We start from the raw sequence: 21855 nt of genomic DNA, 5'->3' as shown, positions 1-21855 counted from the left end.
CCTGCCCCCTGCCCCCTGCCCCACTCCCTTGCTATCTTTTCATGTCAAACTCAGCCAAGCAAAAACTTGGCTGGCAATGGTCATAAGCAAGAAGCATAAAAGGGAATATTTTAATTGTGCGTTAGCGATCGCCTACAATCTGAGAGCAAAAATAAACCCACCATGCCGTTGAAATTTGTCTTGTGTCTATTTATACGTAATTTTTGCGTTTTGTAATCTGGTTTGATTTGTAGCCGCTAACTCACTTAGGGACTTGCAAACAAAAAAATATTCCATAGAAGACTGTTGACTGTCAACGACCCCAAGCGCAATAATTTATTTTTTAGAGTTCCCTTAGCATCAAAGGCAATTATTTGGTTGAGTATAGTCCCTCTAATTTTTGCTCTGGAGGGAATTTAATTTTTGCAAACTACCTCAGTAGCGATCGCAATTCGCAGAACTAACAACTGAGGTTAATGAGAGTTTGTCAAATCTAGTACTTTGAAAAACGTCACAATCAGTTATTATATGAGCGTATGTGTAAGTTCAGCTCATGCTACCTGATTTACTGCTCCCCTCGAACATTCATCAAACTATTGCTGAATCAGAGAGGAATATGCAATATTTGTTTGCAATTTTGTTAAATCTGTTTTCTGCTGAACCCATCGCTATTTGTTGAAAATTACCTGATCTGACATGACTATTTACGTTGGAAATCTCTCCTACCGCGCTACTGAAGCAGACTTAAGAGCAGTGTTTGCAGACTACGGCGAGGTCAAAAGAGTTGTCTTACCTACTGACCGCGAAACAGGACGATTGCGGGGCTTTGCTTTTGTTGATATGAATGAAGATGCTCAAGAGGACGCAGCCATCACAGAATTAGATGGTGCAGAATGGATGGGCCGTCAACTGAGAGTTAACAAAGCTAAACCACGAGAAGATAATCCACGAGGTAGCTGGTCGAAAAAACAAGATTTTTAATAAAGATGAGTTTCTAGTGTAGCAAATTATTTCTTGGTCATCAAGACTAAGTAGCTAAAATTAACTAGAAACAATTACCCAAGAAACAACTTGATGGAACTACGTCCGACCAGTCGGGATTGGTTAAAAATATTACGACTATTGGTCTGTCAACCCAAAAATGTTGGGTGAGGGCTGGGGAAAGGGAAAGGGGAAAAGGGTAAGGGATTTAAAACCTTTCCCCTTTACCCTTTCCCCTTTCCCCCGCCAAGTGAACTTGGCGAACTAGTGGTCTGTCAAGTCAACTTTGCTGGGTGAGGGCAGGGGAATGGGAAAGGGTTAAAGGGTAAGGGATTTAAAACCTTTCCCCTTTCCCCTTTCCCCTTTCCTCCGCCAAGTGAACTTGGCCAACGACTAGTCGGTTCTTCTCCCGCACAAGATACTATAGCTACCTCAATCGAGATGGAAACATGGAATCCCTAACCTCTCGTATGCAGGCGATACAATCGCCGATTATTCCGGTGGTTGGGGAACTTATTAAAAATTCTCCAGGAACTATTTCTTTAGGTCAAGGTGTTGTTTATTACAGCCCTCCCCCTGAAGCAATAGAATTTTTGCCAAAATTCCTCGCCGAAGAGAATAATCATTTATACAAATCAGTGGAAGGAATTCCGCCATTAGTAAGGGCACTTGCAGGAAAATTGCAAGCCTTTAATGGGATTGAAATCAATGGAGAAAATTGCATCGTTGTCACAGCGGGAAGCAACATGGGATTTATGAATGCCATTCTTGCTATTACCAATCCAGGCGACGAAATTATTTTAAACACACCATACTATTTCAATCATGAAATGGCGATCGCAATGGCTGGTTGTCATCCGATATTAGTAGCAACGGATGAAAATTATCAATTGCGAACAGAAGCAATATTTCAAGCAATCACACCCAAAACACGGGCTATAGTCACCATTTCACCAAATAATCCCACTGGGGTTGTTTATAGTGAAGCTACATTGCATCAGGTCAATGAAATCTGTAAAATTCATGGCATTTATCACATTAGTGATGAAGCCTATGAATACTTTACCTACGATGGGGTAAAACATATTTCACCTGGTGCATTTGCTGGTAGTAGCAAATACACCATTTCTCTCTATAGTCTTTCCAAAGCCTATGGTTTTGCAAGTTGGCGTATTGGCTACATGGTGATTCCTCAACATTTACTTGCGGCCGTTAAAAAAGTCCAAGACACAATTTTAATTTGTCCGCCAGTAATTTCTCAATATGCAGCCTTAGGAGCATTACAAGCCAAACAAGAATATTTGCAGGAAAATATTGCAGCGATTTCTCAAGTACGAAAATTAGTTCTAAAATCCCTAAATCGCCTAGAAAATTTATGTACCATTACACCTGCTAATGGGGCTTTTTATTTTTTCTTGAAGGTTCATACTCCAATGGATGCTTTGGAATTAGTTAAAAGACTCATCCAAGAATATAAAGTAGCAGTAATTCCGGGTACAACCTTTGGGGTAGAGAATCAATGTTATCTACGGGTTGCTTATGGGGCACTGCAACAAGAAACAGCAAAAGAAGGTATAGAAAGATTAGTTGAGGGATTGCAAAATTTAATAGCGGAATTTTCACCAAATTAAAGATTTAAAATTAAACCAAAAATGCCAATTATTAATAAATTCATTGAAATTGCAACAGAACCAAAAATTAATATTCATAACATCACACCACAAATTCAAGAATTAATTGCTTCAACATCCATTAAAAATGGACAAGCCTTAGTATTCTCGCGACACACGACAACAGCTTTAGCCATCAACGAAAATGAAGTCAGATTGCTAGAAGATATAAAAGTGTTCTTGCGAAAATTAGCGCCGGAAACAGACAGCTATTTGCATAATGATTTGCACTTAAGAGATGTACCAGAGGATGAACCAATTAACGCTCACTCTCATTTAATGGCAATGATGCTGACCACTAGTGAGATAATACCTATTGTTGATGGTAAATTAGGTTTGGGAACTTGGCAATCTGTGTTATTTTTTGAGTTGGATGGCCCGCGTCAAAGAACAGTATTTGTGCAAATTTCTGGTGAGTAATGCAGCGAAAAATATTAGTCGCAATTGAGAATCCAGAATTCAGAATGCAGACAGTGAGGGATTTAAAACCACCATCTAGAAGCACTGCCAAATTGATAATTTGGTGGCTGGCTTAAAGTTGTTTATACTCTGAGGTCGAAGCAAACTAGATTTACCAATCGGACTCAAATTAAATTCCATAATTGTGACTAATGGCTCCGGTATGATTTGTTGTTAACACTCAAAATGCCGCCAGAATAACCAAAATTTGAGATGTAGTTAGTTATGAAAAATAACGATAACTTTTTCTTGCGTAACATTTGGTATTATGCTTTGCCTAGTAATCATCTCAAGCCTGGTACGATGGTCAGCCGGGTTTTCTTAGGAGAACCGGTGCTGTTAATTCGCGATCGCAATGGCAAAGTGGCTGCAATGCAAGACATTTGCCCCCATCGTGGCGTACCTCTTAGCTGTGGTAGATTTGATGGGCAAGAAGTGGAATGTTGCTACCACGGTTGGCGGTTTAACTCTGGTGGGCGGTGTACTGCGATACCGTCTCTTGTGGAAGAACAACAAATGGATTTAAGTCGCTTTGACGTACAATCTTATACAGTTAGGGAAGCCCAAGGAAATATTTGGATATATATACCCGATAGCCATCGTCCTCAGCCTCCTGATTTTGAGATGCAAATTCCAGTGATTCCAGGATTTGAAGGGCGATCGCCGCAGTTTATAGAGATTATGCGCTTCCCCTGTTTCGTGGATCATGCAGTGGTGGGTCTGATGGATCCCGCCCATTCCCCTTATGTCCATCGCGCTTGGTGGTGGCGAAACGAACAATTGCATGAAGAAGTCAAGCAATTTGATGCTTCTCCCCACGGCTTCACAATGCGGCGACATCGATTACCAGCCAATGGCGGCCGATTGTACTGGCTAATTGGTGGCGGCGTACCGGAAACAGAGATTTCTTTTCGTTTACCCGGAGTCAGAGTCGAAGAAACCACAATTGGCAAACATCGAGTTGTGAATTTAACCACAGTTACACCGATTTCCGACACAGAAACCGAGGTAACTTTTTCTCTTTACTGGACACTTCCTTGGGTGGGATTTTTCCAACCGCTACTGCATGTTTTGGCGCGGACTTTCCTTGGTCAAGACCGGAGTGTGGTGGAAAAACAGCAAATTGGACTCAAATATAATCCGGTGCTGCGATTAATTAAAGACTCAGATGTACAGGCCCAATGGTATTACCAATTGAAACGGGAATATGCCCGGTCAATTGCAGAAGAAAGACAATTTGTCAACCCTGTTAAAGGTCAAATACTTCGTTGGCGTGCTTGATGATTGAAGCCAAGGGGCAAGGGGCAAAGAAAGTCTATTGTTCTTGGAATTTTACGATCTGGTAAAAAATTAATCCGGGGTAAATTCTGCAAATTCTGTGGGCTTGAATAACATATTTCGGTCTACAGCTGACAAGATTTTATTATGAGCGCGTTGGCTATTTAAACAGCGACAAACTAACTGGGCTACATCTTGGCGATTGATACTACCAATAATTTGGCGATCTTCAGTTAAAACACCATTACCGGTTGCTGGTTCTGACTTCAGTCCACCAGGACGAATGATGGTGTAGGTGAGTCCGCTAGCAATTAAGTGTTGTTCAGCTTTGTTTTTCTCAGTTAAAACTGTCCCCAATGCTGCTAAAACTTGTGGGGATAAAGCACCAACACTATCGCCGACACCAATGGAAGTCACAAGAATAAAATTTTTGACTCCAGCTTTCACTGCTGCATCAATGAGATTTTTATTACCAGGGTAGTCTGGTCTTTCTGCGTCTCCTGGTGAACCACCAATTGTACTGATAACAGTATCAATCGGTTCATCTGCGATGATTGCACGTTCTACGTCGCTAATATTAAGCGCATCTCCTTGAACTATTTCAATGCCGATTTTTTCCAATTCACTGGCAACTGTTAGTGTTCTCAGGAGTGCTTTTACTTTTAGTTCTTGTGTCCTCAAGTATTGGGCAATTTCTCGGCCGACACCGCGACTCGCCCCAGCGAGAAAAATGTAAGATGCACTAGTCATAGTTAGTTTAGCTATTTATTTCCCAAGGATTCTAGCAAAAGATTGGCATTGATTAATAATTGCTTTGGTATTACTCCCCATGTCAGCACTAAAGTGCTTACTACAAACTTTTTTTAACTTCAGTCGATCGGACTTGCTAGACTACTAGAACTGTTTCTCCAGAGACAGTATCTTGTTTTCCTTGTCCGTTAGAATTAATTGATATCATCTAAATTCTATGTAGCTCGGCTACATCTGTTCATAAAATATCTAGGTGCTATACAGATGCTTATGCTTGTGTTCTATTAGACTAATAAAATTACTGAATTTTTAATTAACTAAAGATTATAAACTTGAGTAATTCCATTGGTATGGCTTACCTTAGGTATGCAATAGTGCGCCCTTCTAATGCAGATGGATTGGATTAGCTTACTCAAAGCTCAACAAACTGACTTCCTCCAACGTGTGAAAAAACCCAAAACTTACGATTTGTCTTTGCTCGAAAGTCAAGTCAAAGGTTGCCACACAGAGATTATGGCATTTTGGGGCGAAGCATTGGCAAAACTCCAAGAGCTTTCCCGCGAACAAGCAGAAGTTCTCGCCAAAAATCCGCCGCCTATGCCCCCTGAATATCCGGAACCACCGGATTGGACGATACCTTTTCCTACATATTTTCAGCAACAAGCCCAAGATTATCTTTTACGGGAAAAAATTGTCGATCGCATAATTAGCGAACGTCTAGGCAAATTACTCAAAAAAACCCCCCAAGACACCCTAGAAAACATCTCTTTAGATGATGAGGGAAATTTATCTAGTCAAAGCAAATTTATTTATGTAGTCAAAGATAATCCCCAACTCAGTGTGCAAGTTTACGTCGCTGATGGTGAAAGTTTTAATGGTATTAAGAAAGACAAAATCAAATGGACGGTGACTCAAGAAGATTTGAAAAGTCACCAAGTCTTGATTTTTCTGTGTTTATTTTATCCCTATACAGGTAAACTAGGTTACGAAAAGCAAAGCATAATCACAGGGTTTTTACCGACAAATCAACTAGAATTTTCGGAACCAAAACTACAGGTTACTCCGAGCAATTTGTTATATGCTGGGGGATTAAGTTGGTATTTAGAATCACTAATTGGCAAAAAAGAGACATTGCCAATAATTCCTGAAAAGACGATAGAAACAATCCAAACTGTACCATCAGAGCATTCCCTGAAAAAGGTAGTAGGGGACTGGGAATGCTGGCAAACTTTACAAGGGCATACCAGAGGAATTAATTGCTTGGCTTTTAGTTCTGGGTGTAATAATGGTAACTCCTTACCCATATTGGCAAGTGGTAGCCGTGGCGAGACGAAGCTATGGGATTTAAGCAAAGGCGAATTAATAGATACATTGTCAGAATATCCTTGGGTAATATCTGGGCTAGTGGATGAAGTGAATTCCCTGGCTTTTAGTTCTGACGGGCAAACTTTAGTCAGTTGTGGTGGAGACTCCACAATTAAAATTTGGCACGTGGGCGCTCTAGACTTAATAGATATCCTGCACAAACATCATGGAGTAGTGCGTTGTGCGGCTTTCACTCCAGATGGCAGAATGTTAGCCACTGGCGGAGATGACAGAAAAATTCTGTTTTGGGATTTAATTCACCGTCAAGTAGCGATCGCTCTTTCTTTAGATGATACAGCTGCTCATTCCCTGGTTTTGAGTCCCGACGGGCAAACTGTGGTTACAGGTAGCTATCGCAAAATCAAAGTGTGGCGCATTTCACCCCAGTCTGGCATTAAAAGTTTAAAAGACACACAACCACTGCACACCCTCATGGGTCATTCTCACATTGTTTGTTCCCTAGCAATCAGTCGAGATGGTAAACTGCTTGTCAGTGGTAGCTGGGATCAAACGATTAAAATTTGGCATTTGGAGACTGGAGAATTACTGCATACCCTCAAAGGACATAGAGATAGAGTGTATGCGATCGCTTTGAGTCCCGACGAACAAATCATCGCTAGCGGTAGTGCCGATAAAACCATCAAATTATGGCATGTCCAAACCGGGGAATTGTTGGGTACATTTACAGGTCATGGAAATATAGTTACAGCATTAGCCTTCACAGCTTCTGGTGAAATGTTAGTCAGTGGAAGTTTAGATAAAACAATTAAAATTTGGCAACGCAGTTAGGAGTTATTATTAGGGCGCACAGCTAGCTGCGCCCCTACTATGGAATATTTTTTTAATTGGAAGTCTTTAGCTGACACCTGCACTATAAATATCAACTGCTGCGGCTGAAAAATACAGCCGCTACGACAATCAAGCTTAAAAGTGCTAAAGGAACCCAAAGATTAGGGACATCTGACAAACTCATATTGAATTACGAATGACGAACTTGTACTGAGCGCAGCCGAAGTATTACGAATTATTGTAAGCCTATGCCTCCTTGGGCGAATTCTTCAACAGTTTTTTGTGATAATTCATGAGTAGCGATCGCTTGCAACATTGCTAAAGGTAAAGTTAAATGATGCGCCCCGGCTTGTAATGATGCAGCTGCTTCTTGGGGAGATTTTATACTAGCTGCTAATATTTCCACGTCGCTACCTTTAAGTACGCTAGCCATTTCTTGGACTAAAGCAATACCATCACCTAACAACCGAGTCGCACGATTTACATAAGCGATGGCAATTTTCGCTCCTGCTTCCCGTGCTACTGCTGCTTGTGCTGCACTATAAATTGCTGTCACCGAACAGGTAATTTCTGAAGACAAATCTGCTACTACTTCAAACCCTAAAGGTGTAGCGGGAATCTTCAAAATTGTTGGCGAACCAATAATCTCGAAAGCTTTTCTACCTTCAGCCAACATACCCGCTTTATCAGCTGCCACAAGTTGATAGTATAACGGGCCATTTGTCAAGGTAACTAATTTTTTGAGTGTGGTTTCTGGTGGACTGTCACTTTGAGCTAAAAGCGTGGGATTAGTAGTAATACCCTTTACCCAACCCCAATGCTTTACGATTTCAGCTTCAGATGCGATCGCCGAGTCTAGATATAATGCCATAATTTCTCTGAATCATTGTCAAAATTAATTCACCAGATGTGCAATTGAGACTTTCCAATATCACAAAATATTCTGCACTATTTCCTAGTCCTTGGCATACCATTGATTCAGGACTGCCATCCTCAGGGAGTTCAGGTTTGGGATATTTTCCGAATCTATATCCTGAAGATATTCCTAATTATATTAGACGCAATCAGCTTTTCTTTGATGGCAATAAGTGGAGATATCAAACACTTCACAAAAAAATATTTACACCTAATGGTGAGTACAACTTTGTAGTACAGGGAGGCCAAATATATATAGCAAGGCAAAAATTTGCCTTGGGAAGTCATATTGATATTGCCAGAGGTAACAACGTTGACTTTGCAGGTCAAATTCGCTTTGGGCACAATAAAAATAATAAAGGTCAAATTAAGTACTGGAATAATCTTTCTGGTCACTACAAACCATCAGCTAATTTTGCAAGTAACGCAGGTTTGCCATTATATCTTTTCAGAGCGTATCATTTTTGACAACAAATAAAATTATGAATGATAATATCCAACAGTTAATAAAGGCTAGCATTTATAAATCTTTACCTTCTCATGAAGAAAAGATAATTTTAGAATATTTGAAATCAATACCTGAAATTGAAGCATACGAAATTCTCAAGTTAATGGTCGATGAAAAAAGCCAAATTACTATAGCAATGGCAAAGAAGGTTTTACATACAAGAAATTATGTAACGCAGTTATTTAATTATGGAATTGTAAAATCTAATGCTCAATCTATTAAACTTTGGTTAGAATTTGCAATTCCAAAGTTGGGATTTAAATCGGTAGTAAGATTGATTGAAGATTTGAATGACGATACAAATAGGTTAATAGAAAAAGCAGTATACTGGCTTCCATTGTTTGTCTCCAAGAATGAAACAACGTCTTGGAATTTACTGGAGAAGTTAAAAGAAAAGCCAAACTGTAAGCCAATCTAAACTATTTTCACGATTGAGAATTGAGAATTTTGAATTCTTGACCAGCTTTCAAGGGATAATTCCTTTGATACGGCAACCTGCACGGAGAACCGGATATGACATCTCCAGAAACGGTTACATGGTTACAAGAGCGCACCACTTTAGGAATTCTCCCACCTGAGGTATTAAATGCGATCGCCCAAGTTATTGAAGAACAAGTCGTACCAGCACAAGTAAACCTTGTGGAGGAAGGTACTACCCCAGAAGCACTTTACATTCTCGTAGATGGTCAACTGGAATGTGACAATACCAATCATAAGAACTCAGCTTTAGTTCGGGGATTTCTTCCTGGAGCAGTCATTCACCTCCAGGAGTTGGTATTAGAGGAATTAGCCACATTCACAATTGTCACTGTTACAGAATGTCGTTTGTGGGTTGTACCTGCTGCTCAATTTCGGGAATTAGTCAACCAATACCCAGAAATTGCTCAGGCTTTTTCCCGCCAATTGGCTCAAGAATTAGCTCAAGTTACCTCTGCACTTGGCTACGAACAAGAACGTTCCATCGCTTTGCGACCTTATTTAGTTACCAAAGCCCAACGCGGAATTATCGGTACGAGTCGCTATGCTGTGCGTCTGCGGGAGCAAATTCGAGAAGCTGCTAATGACCGCGAGTCAGTTGATATTTTCGGTGAACCAGGGTTAGAAAAAGACAACATCGCAGCTTTAATTCACTTTGGTTCTCCCAAAAGACGAGAACCAATTATTAAAGTGAATTGTGGAATTCTCCAAACCAGCGGTGCAGATTTATTTGGTCGCGTTGGCGGTAAACCAGGACTGTTGGAATGGCTGGGAGAAGGTACGCTAGTTCTCAACAATATCCAAGAATTACCTTCTGAGTTATTACCTGCTGTAACGCAGTTGCTCAAAACAGGTACGTATACACCTGTGGCTCGTTCGGAAGAAACAGAAGCCGAACCTCGTCCTAGTAAAGCGCGTATTCTCATTGTTTCCGAAAAAACTCTGCCAACAATCGATCGCTCCGTAGGTCATATTATTAAAGTACCACCGCTACGAGTGCGGAAAGCTGATATTCAAGCGCAAGTCGAATATTATGTCAGTCTCTACGTCCGTGCTAGAGGCGTTCCTAAACCGCACATTACCCCAGAAGCTGTGCGCCGCTTACAGTCTTACGATTTTCCTGGAAATCTCAAAGAATTAAAAAATCTGGTAGAAAGAGCGATCGTTCAAGCGGAAAATGCTAGTGAATTAACAGAAGAAATCTTTTGGCCAGCCGAAACAAAGAAAAAGCGATTTCGAGTCAATCTTTTAAATGTTTATCCCGATTTACGCAAATTCTTGCGGAGTTCGTGGTGGCCGGATCGAATTAATTATGGTTTTACTGCAACTGCCTTTGCAATTCTTGTTGCGGTATTATTTATTGGGCCGCAAACCCGCGATCGCAATTTTGTTTTAAATCTCTTTTGGGCTTGGTGGTGGCCTTTTTTCTTATTTTTGTTTCCGTTTTTAGGACGTATTTGGTGTTCCATTTGTCCCTTCATGATTTACGGAGAAATTACCCAAAAACTATCTTTATGGTTGTGGCCGCGAAAACTCAAGCGCTGGCCGCGAGAGGAAGCTGAAAAATGGGGCGGATGGTTTCTCTTTGGGTTATTTACTCTGATTTTCTTATGGGAAGAACTTTGGCATTTAGAAAACACAGCCTACCTTAGTGCTTGTTTATTGTTATTAATTACCGCCGGAGCCATGATTTTTTCGGCAATTTTTGAACGGCGATTTTGGTGTCGATATCTCTGTCCCATCGGTGGTATGAATGGTTTATTTGCCAAATTATCAATGACAGAACTACGGGCACAACAAGGCATTTGTTCTGCAAGTTGTACCACTTATCAATGCTACAAAGGGGGGCCGCAAAAAGGCGAGGGAATGGAAACAAATGGCTGTCCTTTATATTCTCACCCAGCGCAATTAGAAGATAATAGAGATTGCGTATTGTGTATGACTTGTCTCAAAGCCTGCCCCCATCGTTCTGTAGAATTCAACTTGCGTCCTCCCGGTATTGAATTATGGACAAGCCATGCACCCCGCACTTATGAAGTAGCATTGCTGTTTTTGTTATTAGGAGGAGTATATCTACACCGCTTACCAGAATTGCAATCTTGGTTGGGTTTACAGCTGGATTTAACTGTATTCTGGCAACACTTGGGATTGTCACTGCTAGTGTTAATTGTTCCAGTGGCTTTTGTGTTTGCAGCTTATGGTTTGCTGAAACTATTCAACTTTAACCGGAAACCAAAATCATTTGTAGAGCTTGCCTATGGATATTTACCATTAGTTTTGGGGGGAAACTTGGCTCATTATCTACGTTTGGGCTTGAGTGAAGGCGGACGAATTTTACCTGTGAGTTTTGCTACCCTTGGTTTGAATGGCGAACAGCTACCAATGTTAGTTGCTCATCCTGCTGTGATTACTTTTTTGCAAGGTACAACTTTAATATTTTCGGTGTTGTTGACAATATTTTTAACACAAAAAATTGCCAAACAATCTTTGAGTGCGCTTTTTTGCCAACATCTAGCAGCGATCGCTTTGGGTGTTAGTATGTGGGCAATTATTGTGTTGTAAAAACAATCAAATAATACTTGACTTATACCTGGTTTAATGATAATAGTTTTGCTACTCTAATGTATTAAACCAGGTTTCTARATCGGCGATCGCYTGAAAATCTAACAAAGCTTCCCCCAGATTTTCTAAYTGTTCTAACGACAGACTTTGAATTTGCTCTATTACTTCTTGAGGTAATTCTCCCACGCGCCGAGTCAGTTGACGGACAATGAGCAAGCATCATACCCTCCCGAAACAGTTGTCTAATCAAGTCTTTTTTGTATTTTAACCCCGCTAAGATTTGGGTGTAGGTGGAAATTTCTGGTCGTTGTGTTGGTTCAATTTGATTCACTTTCGCCACAACTTGTTGCAGCAAAGCTTGGGGTTGGGTGGTTGCGGTCAGTGGTGCTAATGGTAACAAAGCCTGGTCATTGAGGAATAGTTCGGGATCTTCCTCCCACATACAAATYACGCGATATTCGTGACGAGTGGTTTCAAACTCAAAGGCAGTTTCAATTATCGTTTCTGGTGCAGGGGGRAGTAATAATACGACAACTTGGGTTATTGGTAGGCGATACAAACGATATAACCGCACCCAATAATCTAGCATCCGCAAYGGTAGTGGCGGTGTAGACTCTAGTTTWGTTTGAAATTCTAGGTGGAGTATGCGTCCTTGTAGCTGTAAAAATGTGACATARTCAGCGCGAATTGGTTCAATGCTCAATTCGGTTTTCAGGACTTTGGCTGAAATTTGTGSTGTACCTAAAACCCAACTAGCAAAACGTTCTGGATATTTTTCTGACAGCAGTTTGCACAGGTTATCAAARGACATTGACCATTGCCAACAATTGAATTAGGTATAGTCATTAGTCATTAGTGTTTTTAAGGACAAATGACAAAGAACAACTCTCACTAGTTAATGTACAATTTCAATGCGTAACAGGTTAATTAAGCTACATAATTTAATCCATCAAATATTTTGTGTCCTAAATATTTGAATATCAAATAATTTAAAAAGCAAATTATTTGATAATCTATATGTTATGGTGACATTAAACAAGCTAAAAATAGCAGAAGCATTAACAGGTCTGTCTTCTGAAACGCAATATGTGAGAGGAGTTAGCTGTTTCACCTGAAAGTGCTAATCGTTCAGTGACAATTTTTTGTCATTCATCAAGACAAAAAGCCAAAACTATTCATATCAGCCTGCACATCTTAACTGTAAGTTTCACTTTAGAGAGTGGGGAGTGTGGAACAGAGGCGGGAAAGAATTTTTCCCCATCCTCCCACACCTTTCAATGCCCCATGCCCAACTCTGCGTTATCTCTGCACTTTTATAGTCTGATATCAAGTTCGGGTAATCACTTACGATTCAAAATTCTCCGTGTTAGAGCGTCTCACCGTCTTTGCGTCATTCTTATCGTAAGTATTTAGGCGAACCTGATATGACGGGTCATTTTGTATTTATCTCCAGCGCGAGGAAAGACATGAAAAACAATCAAGTAACAATCAACGAGACAGCCTGCAAACATAACCAAAAAAAATCCCACGACAAGAAAAAACTATCTTGCACAAACTTACCGCAACCAGGCGCAACCCAAGGAAATTGTCCTTTTGATGGGGCGATGGTTTCTGTGGGAGCCATTACTGATGCTGTTCATTTAGTACATGGCGCTGTTGCCTGCACTCATAATCCTTGGGCAACTCATGGTAGTCTTTCATCAGGTTCTCAACTCTACCAAACTGCTTTTACTACTGACTTTGGTGAAAGTAATGTGGTTTTTGGTGGTGAAAAGAAACTGTACAAAGCAATTCTTGAAATTGCTCAAAGGTATAATCCTCCTGCTATTTTTGTCTACGCCACTTGTGTAACTGCTTTGATTGGTGATGATATTTATAGTGTCTGCAAACTGGCATCAGATAAAATTGGCATTCCAATTATTTATGTTGATTCACCTGGATTTCTTGGTAGTAAAAATTTAGGTAACCGCATCGGCAATGAAACCTTATTGAACTATGTCATAGGTACGGCGGAACCAGAATTTACCACACCATTTGATATTAATCTTGTTGGAGACTATAACGTTGCAGGTGAAACCTGGAATGTTTTACCACTGTTCCAAAAATTAGGAATTCGCGTTCTTTCTAAAATCACAGGTGATGCTCGCTATCGAGAAGTCTGCTATGCTCATCGTGCCAAATTAAATGTAGTGCTTTGCTCAAACGTAGCAATCCAAATGGCACAAACAATGCAAGAACGTTATGGAATTCCCTATATAGAAGAATCTTTCTATGGTGTAGAAAACTTGAATCGTTGCTTGCGAAATATTGCAGCTAAATTAGGTGAATTGGTTGAAGATAGTTTCACAGCCCGCAAACTTCAAGAACGTGCAGAACAGTTGATAGCAGAAGAAACAGCAACCCTAAATATTGCCTTAGCTCCCTATCGTTCTCAATTGAAAGGTAAGCGGATTGTTCTTTCTACTGGTGGTGTAAAAACTTGGTCACTTATTTTAGCAGCCAAAGACTTAGGGATGGAAGTTATTGCTACCACTGAAGGAAAGACTTCAGAAGAAGAAAAAGCCAAAATTAGGCAATTCATTGGTCAAGATGGCATTGTTTTGTCTCAAGGAACTCCGCAAGTATTGTTAACAGTACTCAAAGATACAAAAGCTGATGTATTGATTGCTGGGGCTGGTAATCAATACACCGCATTAAAAGCACAAATTCCTTTTTTGGATATCAACCACGAACGTCATCATGCCTATGCTGGTTATACAGGATTGGTGGAATTGGCACAGGAATTGCATGAAGCCTTGTATAGTCCTGTTTGGGAACAAATTAGAAAACCTGCACCTTGGGACGACACCAATTTTGGATTTTAGATTTTGGATTTTGGATTAAATTTCCTCTCCCATCTTCCCTGTCTCTTCCAAGAAGGAATAAACGATCCTTTGTGCCCTTAAAATGAGCGAACGGATACTTATTACCGATTTGCTCTTGGAACTATGGCAAATTTTATCCAACCACCAAGGTTACGTATTGGTGAAGAGACTGAAGAAGAACGACACGCCACTTGGCTAGAACTTTTTTATGATTTGGTGTTTGTAGTTGCAGTTTCTCAACTCGCCCACAATCTTAAAGAGGATATCTCACTTTTCGGATTATTTGAGTTTGTTGTTTTATTTATACCTGTTTGGTGGTCGTGGATTGGCACTACATTTTATGCGAACCGCTTTGATAGTGATGATGTTGGACATCGCCTGCTGATTGCGATACAAATGCTGACGGCCGCTGCAATGGCTGTGAATATACACCACGGTTTAGGGGAAAGTTCTCCTGGTTTTGCCCTTTCCTATGCTCTCGGTCGGGCTGTGCTGGTGATAGAATACGTCCGTGCAGGAATACACATCCCTTCTGCACGACCTTTGACGACTCGCTACGCAATTGGTTTTACGATCGCGGCTTTGCTTTGGTTAATTTCAGCATTTATACCCGTCCCTTGGCGATTTGCATTCTGGACATTGGGAATCATCATTGACTTTGCCACACCTTTAACAGCACGCAAGTTTCAACTAAGACTACTCCCCCATGCTTCGCATTTACCAGAACGTTTCGGACTGTTTACGATTATTGTTTTGGGTGAAGCAATAATCGCGGTGGTCAATGGTGTTTCTCAGCAGGAATGGGATACTTTAACCGAAATTTCCGCCGTATTTGGTTTAATTATTGCTTTTAGCTGGTGGTGGGTTTATTTTGATAATCTGGGCGGTAAACCGATTGAGATTGCACGAACGCATGGAAAAGTTGCAGTTGTCAATCTCTGGCTTTACACTCATTTACCCCTAGTGATTGGGATTGCGGCGGCGGGAGTGGGAGTAGAAGAAATTCTCTTGAGCAAGACTACTGTGGCCTTACCAGATTCTCATCGATGGCTGATCTGCGGTTCAGTAGCATTATGCTCGCTATCTGTCGCTATTCTCCATCTATTTGGAGTGATTCGTTATTGCCAAATCCGTTCTAAGTATCGATTTGCAGGTGCAGTTGTGTTGACGGCGATCGCCATTTTTGGCAAAGGATTGTTACCCATCACAGTCATTGCCCTCGTAGCTGTAGTTTCTGTTGTCCAAGTCCTTCAGGATTTGTATCAAAGTCGTCCCAGTACCCGCTTAGTCGATCCAGAAATCTAATACCATTTTGGATTTTAGATTTTAGATTTTGGATTGTGAAACAGTTAGTAGTAATCGCTTTTGGCTATACATCTGTCGCAATCATTTTTCAAATTGGTATAATACCAATTCTCCAAAGCGACACATGGATAACAGGGGAATAGGGAACAGTAGGAAAATTTTTTAGGGGATTTGGGCGGGGTTTGAATCAGAGTTCATAATCCCCCCAGTCCCCAGTCCAAGATTGTGTAATCTCAGCACCCTGATACTGTAAAGCTTTTAACTTAGGGAACTCCAAAAAATAAATTGTTCCGATTTAGGTCGTTGACTGTTCACTGTTGACTGCTGACTGTCAACGGTCAACGGTCAACAGCCTTCTGTGGAATATTTTTTTACCTGGAAGTCCCTTAACTCATTACCGTCTGTCTGAGGTGACAGAACCAAAGAAAGAATGTCAAGATTCCTCGATGTACCTCTGGGTAGTGAAGTCAAGTAGCTGAAATATTTATTAATATTGTTTATAGGTGGGTCTAAATTCAGCCTTAAGAATCACACAAAGTTTCTCAAGGCATGTATTCTCACTAATCCCCAAATTTTTCACCAAGGGAGCAAGATCGTGAAAAACCAAAAACCATCACAGTCTCAGGAATTTGTAGGAAATCTCAAGAATGGGATTTGGCTGTTTGGCTTGTCATCTTGGGTATTTGGTATTACCGATCGCAGTATTGCTTCATTTGCAGATGGCTATCTATCAGCCTTGGATTTGACGCAACTATTCACAGCCGCGACGTTCTTTGTAGCATGGCTATTTTTAAAGCCCACATCTAAAGCTTAAAATCAGCGATGCTTGAGTTTGTATACTGGCGTTACTCTCAAACAGAATATTTTTACTCTTTAGAATGCATTATTTTTCATGAAAATTTCATGTATTTGTATGCATTTAATGGAATTCACGTTTTAACATCAAGACATGGTAAAGGTATCTAGAAAAATTTTGTAATTTTCCGGAATCCCAGAGCGCGGGTTAGTAGTCTCTATCAGATAAACAATTTATACTGAAACTCTATAACTAAACCTCTGGGGTATATAACCCCATATTAAAAGCTCGGTGTTCATCACCGGGCTTTTGATGTAGTGGCCTGTCCCAAAAGTTTTGATGAGTTTGTAGTAAGCACTTCAGTGCTTAAAATACAAAAGTAGTTCGCATTAATCCAATCCAAATTGTATCGTTCGCTGTATTGTGTTCGGGATTTGTAATCATTAAAAAACCCGGAGTAATCAAAATTCTGTCTGTCACTGGGTAACGATAAGATAATTCAAAATGTAACGAAGTATCTGGATCGCGCCGTTCGAGAATATCATTGCTTGTTACTTTTGGAGGCATCCCAAAGACAAAACTTAATTGACTGCCTAATTTGCCCAAATCTGTTAATGATGCAGTAAAAGCCCAACTCCAGATGTCTGCATCAGCGCCTTTGGAACCGTTGAGATTACTAATCGTGGGTGAACCCTCAGCTTGAGCCTTAAAGTAACTAGTCCAACCGCCGACAATTAATTTATCAGTCAATTTATATGTGAATTGTAGACCAAAAGCATCGGAGGAAGTTGGTGTATTGCCACCAAATGGTAATTGAGCAAATTGACTACCCTTGCTCCCTGTGATGTTAATAGTTAAACCAGGTTCTGGGGCGTAGTAATGACCGTAGGTAAAGGCAATGCCGATTTTATCTGATGGAGTATAAGTTACTTGAGTTAAAGCAGTATATTGACCATTAAATAATCCTTGATTGGCAGCGTTACTAGAACTACTTAAATAACTAATACCTGCGGCTAATGTGTCTGTGAATTGATAATAAGCTATTGCACCACCACCAAAAGCAAAGGAGTAGATGGGACTTTCTGCACCAAAGGTGGAAATTGAGCTAACAGGATTAAGAGCCGGAAAAATCCGAGTTGGAAAGTCTGCTACTGGAGCAACTGCCAGTATACCGCGATCGCCTATGGGAAATTCATAAAATAGCGAGCTTAATATCACATTATTACCAGTGTTTACCGCACCTGTTAAACTAGTCATATTTGTGCCAGTAACATTACTGCCAAAACCATTGATATTACCTGCTAGAAGCTGGGTTCTTAATCTATCTTTACCTGTAAAACTAGTATCAAAAGTTAAATTTGCTAGTGTTGATAAACTAGTATTTGCAGTTAAATCTTCTGTGGGATTACTACCAGGGGGAACTGCTTTTCTGTCACCAAACCCACTAATTAAATTAAATACTGCCGCACCCCTCAAAACTGTAGTGGTGCTAAACTGGCGCTGTTGAATTAAGGCTGTCTTTTCTTCTAAACTGTCTATTTTTGCATTAATATTTTGCAATTCTCGGCCAAATTCTTCTTGCAGTCTTTGGAAAGTTGTTAAGTCTTCTTGACTAGCAAATTTATTGTTCAAACTGGAAATCGACCGGACAACTTTTAGCAAACAATTGTCTAGAACGGCGGCAAATTCATAACGGGTCATTGCCCGATTACCATTAAAATTTCCCTGTCCATCACCATCAATACATTGATATTTTTCTACTAAGTTACGCAGCGCTTCATAAGCCCAATGGTCACGAGTGACATCTTGTAATTGATTAACATTGACAATTTGTTCTAATTCAGGAGGAGTATTACTATATTGTTTTTGGGTTTCAGCTACCGTAATCTCTGGAATTTGTTGATTTTCCAGCGAATCTGCCACAAATTGTGAGTTTTCGCTGTTCCCTAACTCAGAAGGTGATTGTATGGTTGAGTTGGGCTTTAACTCTTGTACATCAGATAAAAAGTCAGAACTGATTAATGTTAATTGGTTCTCAGATGATAGTTGAAAATCCTTGACTGTACTTAAATTTTCTGCTTTAACAACATCATCATTGTTTAAATTAATTTGAGCGATAACTGGCGATGAAGTTAAAAAATTACCACTGAGAATTACTGAAGTAAGAGTAACGGAAACATCGAATTTTTTCATTATTTTGCTCTGACTCATCCACACAACCAAATGCTGTAAGAGATTTTTTTAAATCAAAAATTTCGGCAATAATGTATTGATACTCAAAGCTTTTATCTAAGTGACGCACTTTGCAAGCTCTAAGTATTATTTATTGTGAATTGTAAATTGTGAATTCTTTACTTTAATAGGGGCGGAGTCCCATTTCATTGTTCACAGCTTCAATTAATTTGGGAGTAACATCCTCAGGAACTTTGGTATATCCCAAATTTTCATTAAAACTTTGTCCTTTGGTCAAAACCCATTTCAGCAAATTTTGAGTTTTTTGCAGAGTATTTTGGCTGGGATACTTTTTATGCACAAGCAGCCAAGTTAAACTTACCAAAGGATAGCCACTTTCTGGATCTTGGATATCTTCTGTGGTGAAATTTTGTTGAAATTTGATATTTGCTAGGGCTTTTTTGGTTTGTTCTAAAGTTGGTTTGATATATTTACCGGCTTGATTTTCAAGACTGGCGATCGCTAGTTTATTTGCCAGAGCAACGTTTGTTTGCACGTAGCCAATGGCACCATCAATTCTTTTAACTTCCCCGGCGATTTCACTATCTTGACTTAAAGCTGCATATACCTGAAATCCCCAATCTGGTTTTCTACTGGCTAGGATTTTACCTGCGGTAATTTTCTGCAAGTATTTCGTCAAAATAAAGCTAGTACCGGAGTTTTCTGAATTAACTACAACTTGGATTTTTTTATTCGGAAGTCGGGAATTAATTTGTTGCCAATTGCTAATTTGACCTGTGAATATTTTTGCTAATTGCTCGCGAGTTAACTTGACATCGCTACTCACTTCTTTGAGATGATAAACGATGGCCACTGCACCTCCCGCCATTGGCACAGTTAATAAGCCATCTTCCATTTGATTGATTTCAATGGGAGTGGGAATTAAAGTACTAGCGCCAAAGTCTACAGAGTTTTTCATGAACAACCGAATACCACCAGCAATGCCAACGGCGCTATATTTAAATTTTTCACCTGTTTCTTTTTCGTATTCTTGGCTATAGCGTTCTATCAGAGGTTGAGCAAAAGAATCACCAGCCCCTCTGAGTAATTGAGCAAAAGCAGCATTCGTGGTGAAATTAATTGTTGTGGTAGCTACTAATGTGGCAGTAAAAATTTGTCGATAATTAATGATTTTCACCTTGATTACTGTATTTTTTTCAAAAAATTTTAAATTGAGAATTTAGATTTGGAAGTTTTACAATCTAAATTCTCAAGCACATTTTCTAAGTTATATTAAGTTTTTTACGGAAAATCATCACTTTATTAGCATCAGGAGAAACTTCTAACCAAAAATCCTGAATCACAAATTGATAATAAAGTTCTCCCAGACGAGTACTCCGCCAAATACTGATTAATTGGTCATTTGGTGCCCATCGTTTAAAAGCTTTGACAGCAATTTCTGGAACTCCACTGGAGTCTATTTGCTCATCAACTTGTGTAATAGTGCCGGTGGGAGTAACTTGTGCTTCAACTTCAAAGCCTTGTTGATTTTTGCCTCGGATTATATATATTAAAGAACCATCTGATTTCATTTCAATCCGGGCTTGATTGAATTGAGCATTAGTAACTGTTTTTGCGGCAGACATAGAAGGAACTGGTACTTCTTCTAAGGGTATTTTTCGTACAATTCCCCCAAGATTTTGGGCAATTAATATGTTTTGTTTCTCGCTTAAAGATTCAGCCTGAGCATTACAGGGAAAAATAGAAGATGTAAAAATCGTCATTCCTGTAACTATTAGAAGTCTGCAAAAACTATTCGTGTCAAACATCATACTTGTATTGGCGATCGATATTTTGAACAATTTTAAAAACTGCGGATTGATATTACATACAGGAAATTTATTTCCCAGGTAATAATGTATAGTAATACCACTACAATGCTTATTAAAAAGCGAAATTATTATAGTTAGTCATTAGTCAACACTCATCAGTCATCAGTCAACAGTCATTAGTCATCAGTCATTACTTATAATTCATACTTAATCTCTGCGTATATTATGCAATTTTATATTAGCTGCATTGTTTGAGTATTACGTGTGGATAGAATAGTTGAAAGTATTTCAAAATTTTGATTGAAATACAAGGACACTTAAGACACTTAAGAAAATTGTCATCGGACAGTTAAGACAGTTAAGACAGTTAAGAGATTTTCTTAGTTGATTTTTTCAGTACCGTGCATAAAATTCCTAAATAGCACATCCAATACTTTGGAATGCTCTCTGTATCCGGCTTTCCACTGGATTGAATTGAAGTCAAAGCCAACGTTATAATCAAGGTTGCAAAGAACTAAGTTGGTGTAAAAATTTATAGGTATGTAACAAATAATTAATTTAGAATAATGAAAGTTAAGAGACTTTTAAGTAAGAAAACCTTGAGTAAAAGTTGTTGTTTTTCAGAAGTAAGATTGGCAATCTGCTTTTGAAGTTCGTTGTTCATAGCTAATCAAATCACAAATTTTATGGCATTGATGGTGTCTAATCGCTATAGGAATCCGATTTGATAGCTGAACATACTTGTGTGGTGCGCGTTCGCGCAGTGCAAGCGCGATAGGGAGGGAACAGCGAACTCTTAACAGGGAAAAAAAGTAGAAGCGTACCTAGTTTTTTTCAAAAATCAAATAAGAATCCTATATGTATCATTCTTTATAAAAATTTAATGTATTTCTATGGATTTAATCAAATTAATGCTTTAACATCAAAGCATTAGTAAAGGTAAATAAAAAATTTTGTAAATTTCCGGAATCCCTAAGCGTGGATTGGTAGTCTCTATCAGATAAACAATTTATACTGAAACTCTATAACTAAACCTCCGGGGTATATAACCCAACATAAAAAGCTCGGTGTTAACCACCGGGCTTTTTATGTGAGGGAGTGGGGAGATGGGGAGATGGGGAGATGGGGAGATGGGGAGATGGGGAGATGGGGA

16 protein-coding genes and 1 pseudogene are annotated in these 21855 nt (G+C 39.5%); 11 read left to right on the top strand and 6 right to left on the bottom strand.

Translation table 11 applies throughout. The features are described 5' to 3' along the window. Positions 1–675: 675 nt before the first annotated feature. From rbp to VF06_RS36230, 4 genes are all read left to right on the top strand, one after another. Positions 676–960, top strand: coding sequence for an RNA-binding regulator (gene rbp / locus VF06_RS36245; protein WP_073642669.1), 285 nt, complete (start codon positions 676–678; stop codon positions 958–960). A gap of 449 nt (positions 961–1409) precedes the next feature. Further along, positions 1410–2591, top strand: a complete 1182-nt coding sequence (locus tag VF06_RS36240) for a pyridoxal phosphate-dependent aminotransferase (RefSeq protein WP_099072481.1) — start codon at positions 1410–1412, stop codon at positions 2589–2591. Between the two features lie 21 nt (positions 2592–2612). Beyond that, complete coding sequence (locus tag VF06_RS36235; RefSeq protein ID WP_099072480.1) at positions 2613–3050, top strand: secondary thiamine-phosphate synthase enzyme YjbQ; 438 nt, start codon at positions 2613–2615, stop codon at positions 3048–3050. A 264-nt stretch (positions 3051–3314) separates the two neighbouring features. Continuing rightward, on the top strand, positions 3315–4370 hold the full coding sequence (locus VF06_RS36230; RefSeq protein WP_099072479.1) for a Rieske 2Fe-2S domain-containing protein: 1056 nt from the start codon (positions 3315–3317) through the stop codon (positions 4368–4370). 69 nt (positions 4371–4439) lie between these two features. Here VF06_RS36230 and VF06_RS36225 read toward each other — a convergent pair whose 3' ends face one another. Beyond that, positions 4440–5117: an SDR family oxidoreductase gene (locus tag VF06_RS36225; RefSeq protein ID WP_099072478.1), complete on the bottom strand. Its 678-nt coding sequence runs from the start codon at positions 5115–5117 to the stop codon at positions 4440–4442. Positions 5118–5504: 387 nt separating this feature from the next. Between VF06_RS36225 and VF06_RS36220 the strand changes: the two genes are divergently transcribed. Next, positions 5505–7271: a WD40 repeat domain-containing protein gene (locus VF06_RS36220; protein ID WP_180267645.1), complete on the top strand. Its 1767-nt coding sequence runs from the start codon at positions 5505–5507 to the stop codon at positions 7269–7271. A 235-nt stretch (positions 7272–7506) separates the two neighbouring features. On the opposite strand, the gene VF06_RS36215 is transcribed toward VF06_RS36220, so the two are convergent. Next, positions 7507–8142 (bottom strand): transaldolase family protein, encoded by a 636-nt coding sequence (locus tag VF06_RS36215; RefSeq protein WP_099072477.1) that lies wholly within the window; start codon positions 8140–8142, stop codon positions 7507–7509. Positions 8143–8186: 44 nt separating this feature from the next. On the opposite strand from VF06_RS36215, the gene VF06_RS36210 reads away from it, so the two are divergent. From VF06_RS36210 to VF06_RS36200, 3 genes are all read left to right on the top strand, one after another. Then, positions 8187–8654, top strand: coding sequence for a hypothetical protein (locus VF06_RS36210; RefSeq protein ID WP_143861803.1), 468 nt, complete (start codon positions 8187–8189; stop codon positions 8652–8654). A 14-nt stretch (positions 8655–8668) separates the two neighbouring features. Then, on the top strand, positions 8669–9112 hold the full coding sequence (locus VF06_RS36205) for a hypothetical protein (RefSeq protein WP_099072475.1): 444 nt from the start codon (positions 8669–8671) through the stop codon (positions 9110–9112). Positions 9113–9207: 95 nt separating this feature from the next. Beyond that, the gene (locus VF06_RS36200; RefSeq protein ID WP_099072474.1) at positions 9208–11733 is read left to right on the top strand and encodes an AAA-type ATPase lid domain-containing protein; all 2526 of its coding nucleotides are present in this window, start codon (positions 9208–9210) and stop codon (positions 11731–11733) included. A gap of 51 nt (positions 11734–11784) precedes the next feature. Here the strand turns inward: VF06_RS36200 and VF06_RS36195 are convergent. Continuing rightward, a pseudogene (locus VF06_RS36195) lies at positions 11785–12544 on the bottom strand (Rpn family recombination-promoting nuclease/putative transposase). A gap of 655 nt (positions 12545–13199) precedes the next feature. Here VF06_RS36195 and nifE point away from each other — a divergent pair. The 3 genes from nifE to VF06_RS36180 all read left to right on the top strand — a co-directional run bounded on the left by nifE (position 13200) and on the right by VF06_RS36180 (position 16716). Beyond that, on the top strand, positions 13200–14597 hold the full coding sequence (gene nifE / locus VF06_RS36190; RefSeq protein ID WP_099072673.1) for a nitrogenase iron-molybdenum cofactor biosynthesis protein NifE: 1398 nt from the start codon (positions 13200–13202) through the stop codon (positions 14595–14597). Between the two features lie 123 nt (positions 14598–14720). Then, positions 14721–15902, top strand: a complete 1182-nt coding sequence (locus VF06_RS36185) for a low temperature requirement protein A (protein WP_099072672.1) — start codon at positions 14721–14723, stop codon at positions 15900–15902. 595 nt (positions 15903–16497) lie between these two features. Then, positions 16498–16716 (top strand): hypothetical protein, encoded by a 219-nt coding sequence (locus tag VF06_RS36180; RefSeq protein ID WP_099072671.1) that lies wholly within the window; start codon positions 16498–16500, stop codon positions 16714–16716. A 348-nt stretch (positions 16717–17064) separates the two neighbouring features. Here the strand turns inward: VF06_RS36180 and VF06_RS36175 are convergent, their stop codons facing one another. From VF06_RS36175 to VF06_RS36165, 3 genes are all read right to left on the bottom strand, one after another. Next, positions 17065–18891: an iron uptake porin gene (locus tag VF06_RS36175; protein ID WP_099072670.1), complete on the bottom strand. Its 1827-nt coding sequence runs from the start codon at positions 18889–18891 to the stop codon at positions 17065–17067. A 163-nt stretch (positions 18892–19054) separates the two neighbouring features. Further along, positions 19055–20068, bottom strand: a complete 1014-nt coding sequence (pstS, locus tag VF06_RS36170) for a phosphate ABC transporter substrate-binding protein PstS (RefSeq protein WP_244918254.1) — start codon at positions 20066–20068, stop codon at positions 19055–19057. Between the two features lie 85 nt (positions 20069–20153). Then, positions 20154–20654: a hypothetical protein gene (locus tag VF06_RS36165; RefSeq protein WP_099072668.1), complete on the bottom strand. Its 501-nt coding sequence runs from the start codon at positions 20652–20654 to the stop codon at positions 20154–20156. Between the last annotated feature and the right edge of the window lie 1201 nt (positions 20655–21855).

The organism is Nostoc linckia z4, assembly GCF_002608075.1.
GTDB classification, from domain to species: domain Bacteria; phylum Cyanobacteriota; class Cyanobacteriia; order Cyanobacteriales; family Nostocaceae; genus Nostoc; species Nostoc linckia.
Note: the sequence above shows the minus strand (reverse complement) of the source record. Positions and strands in the feature narration are given on the sequence as shown.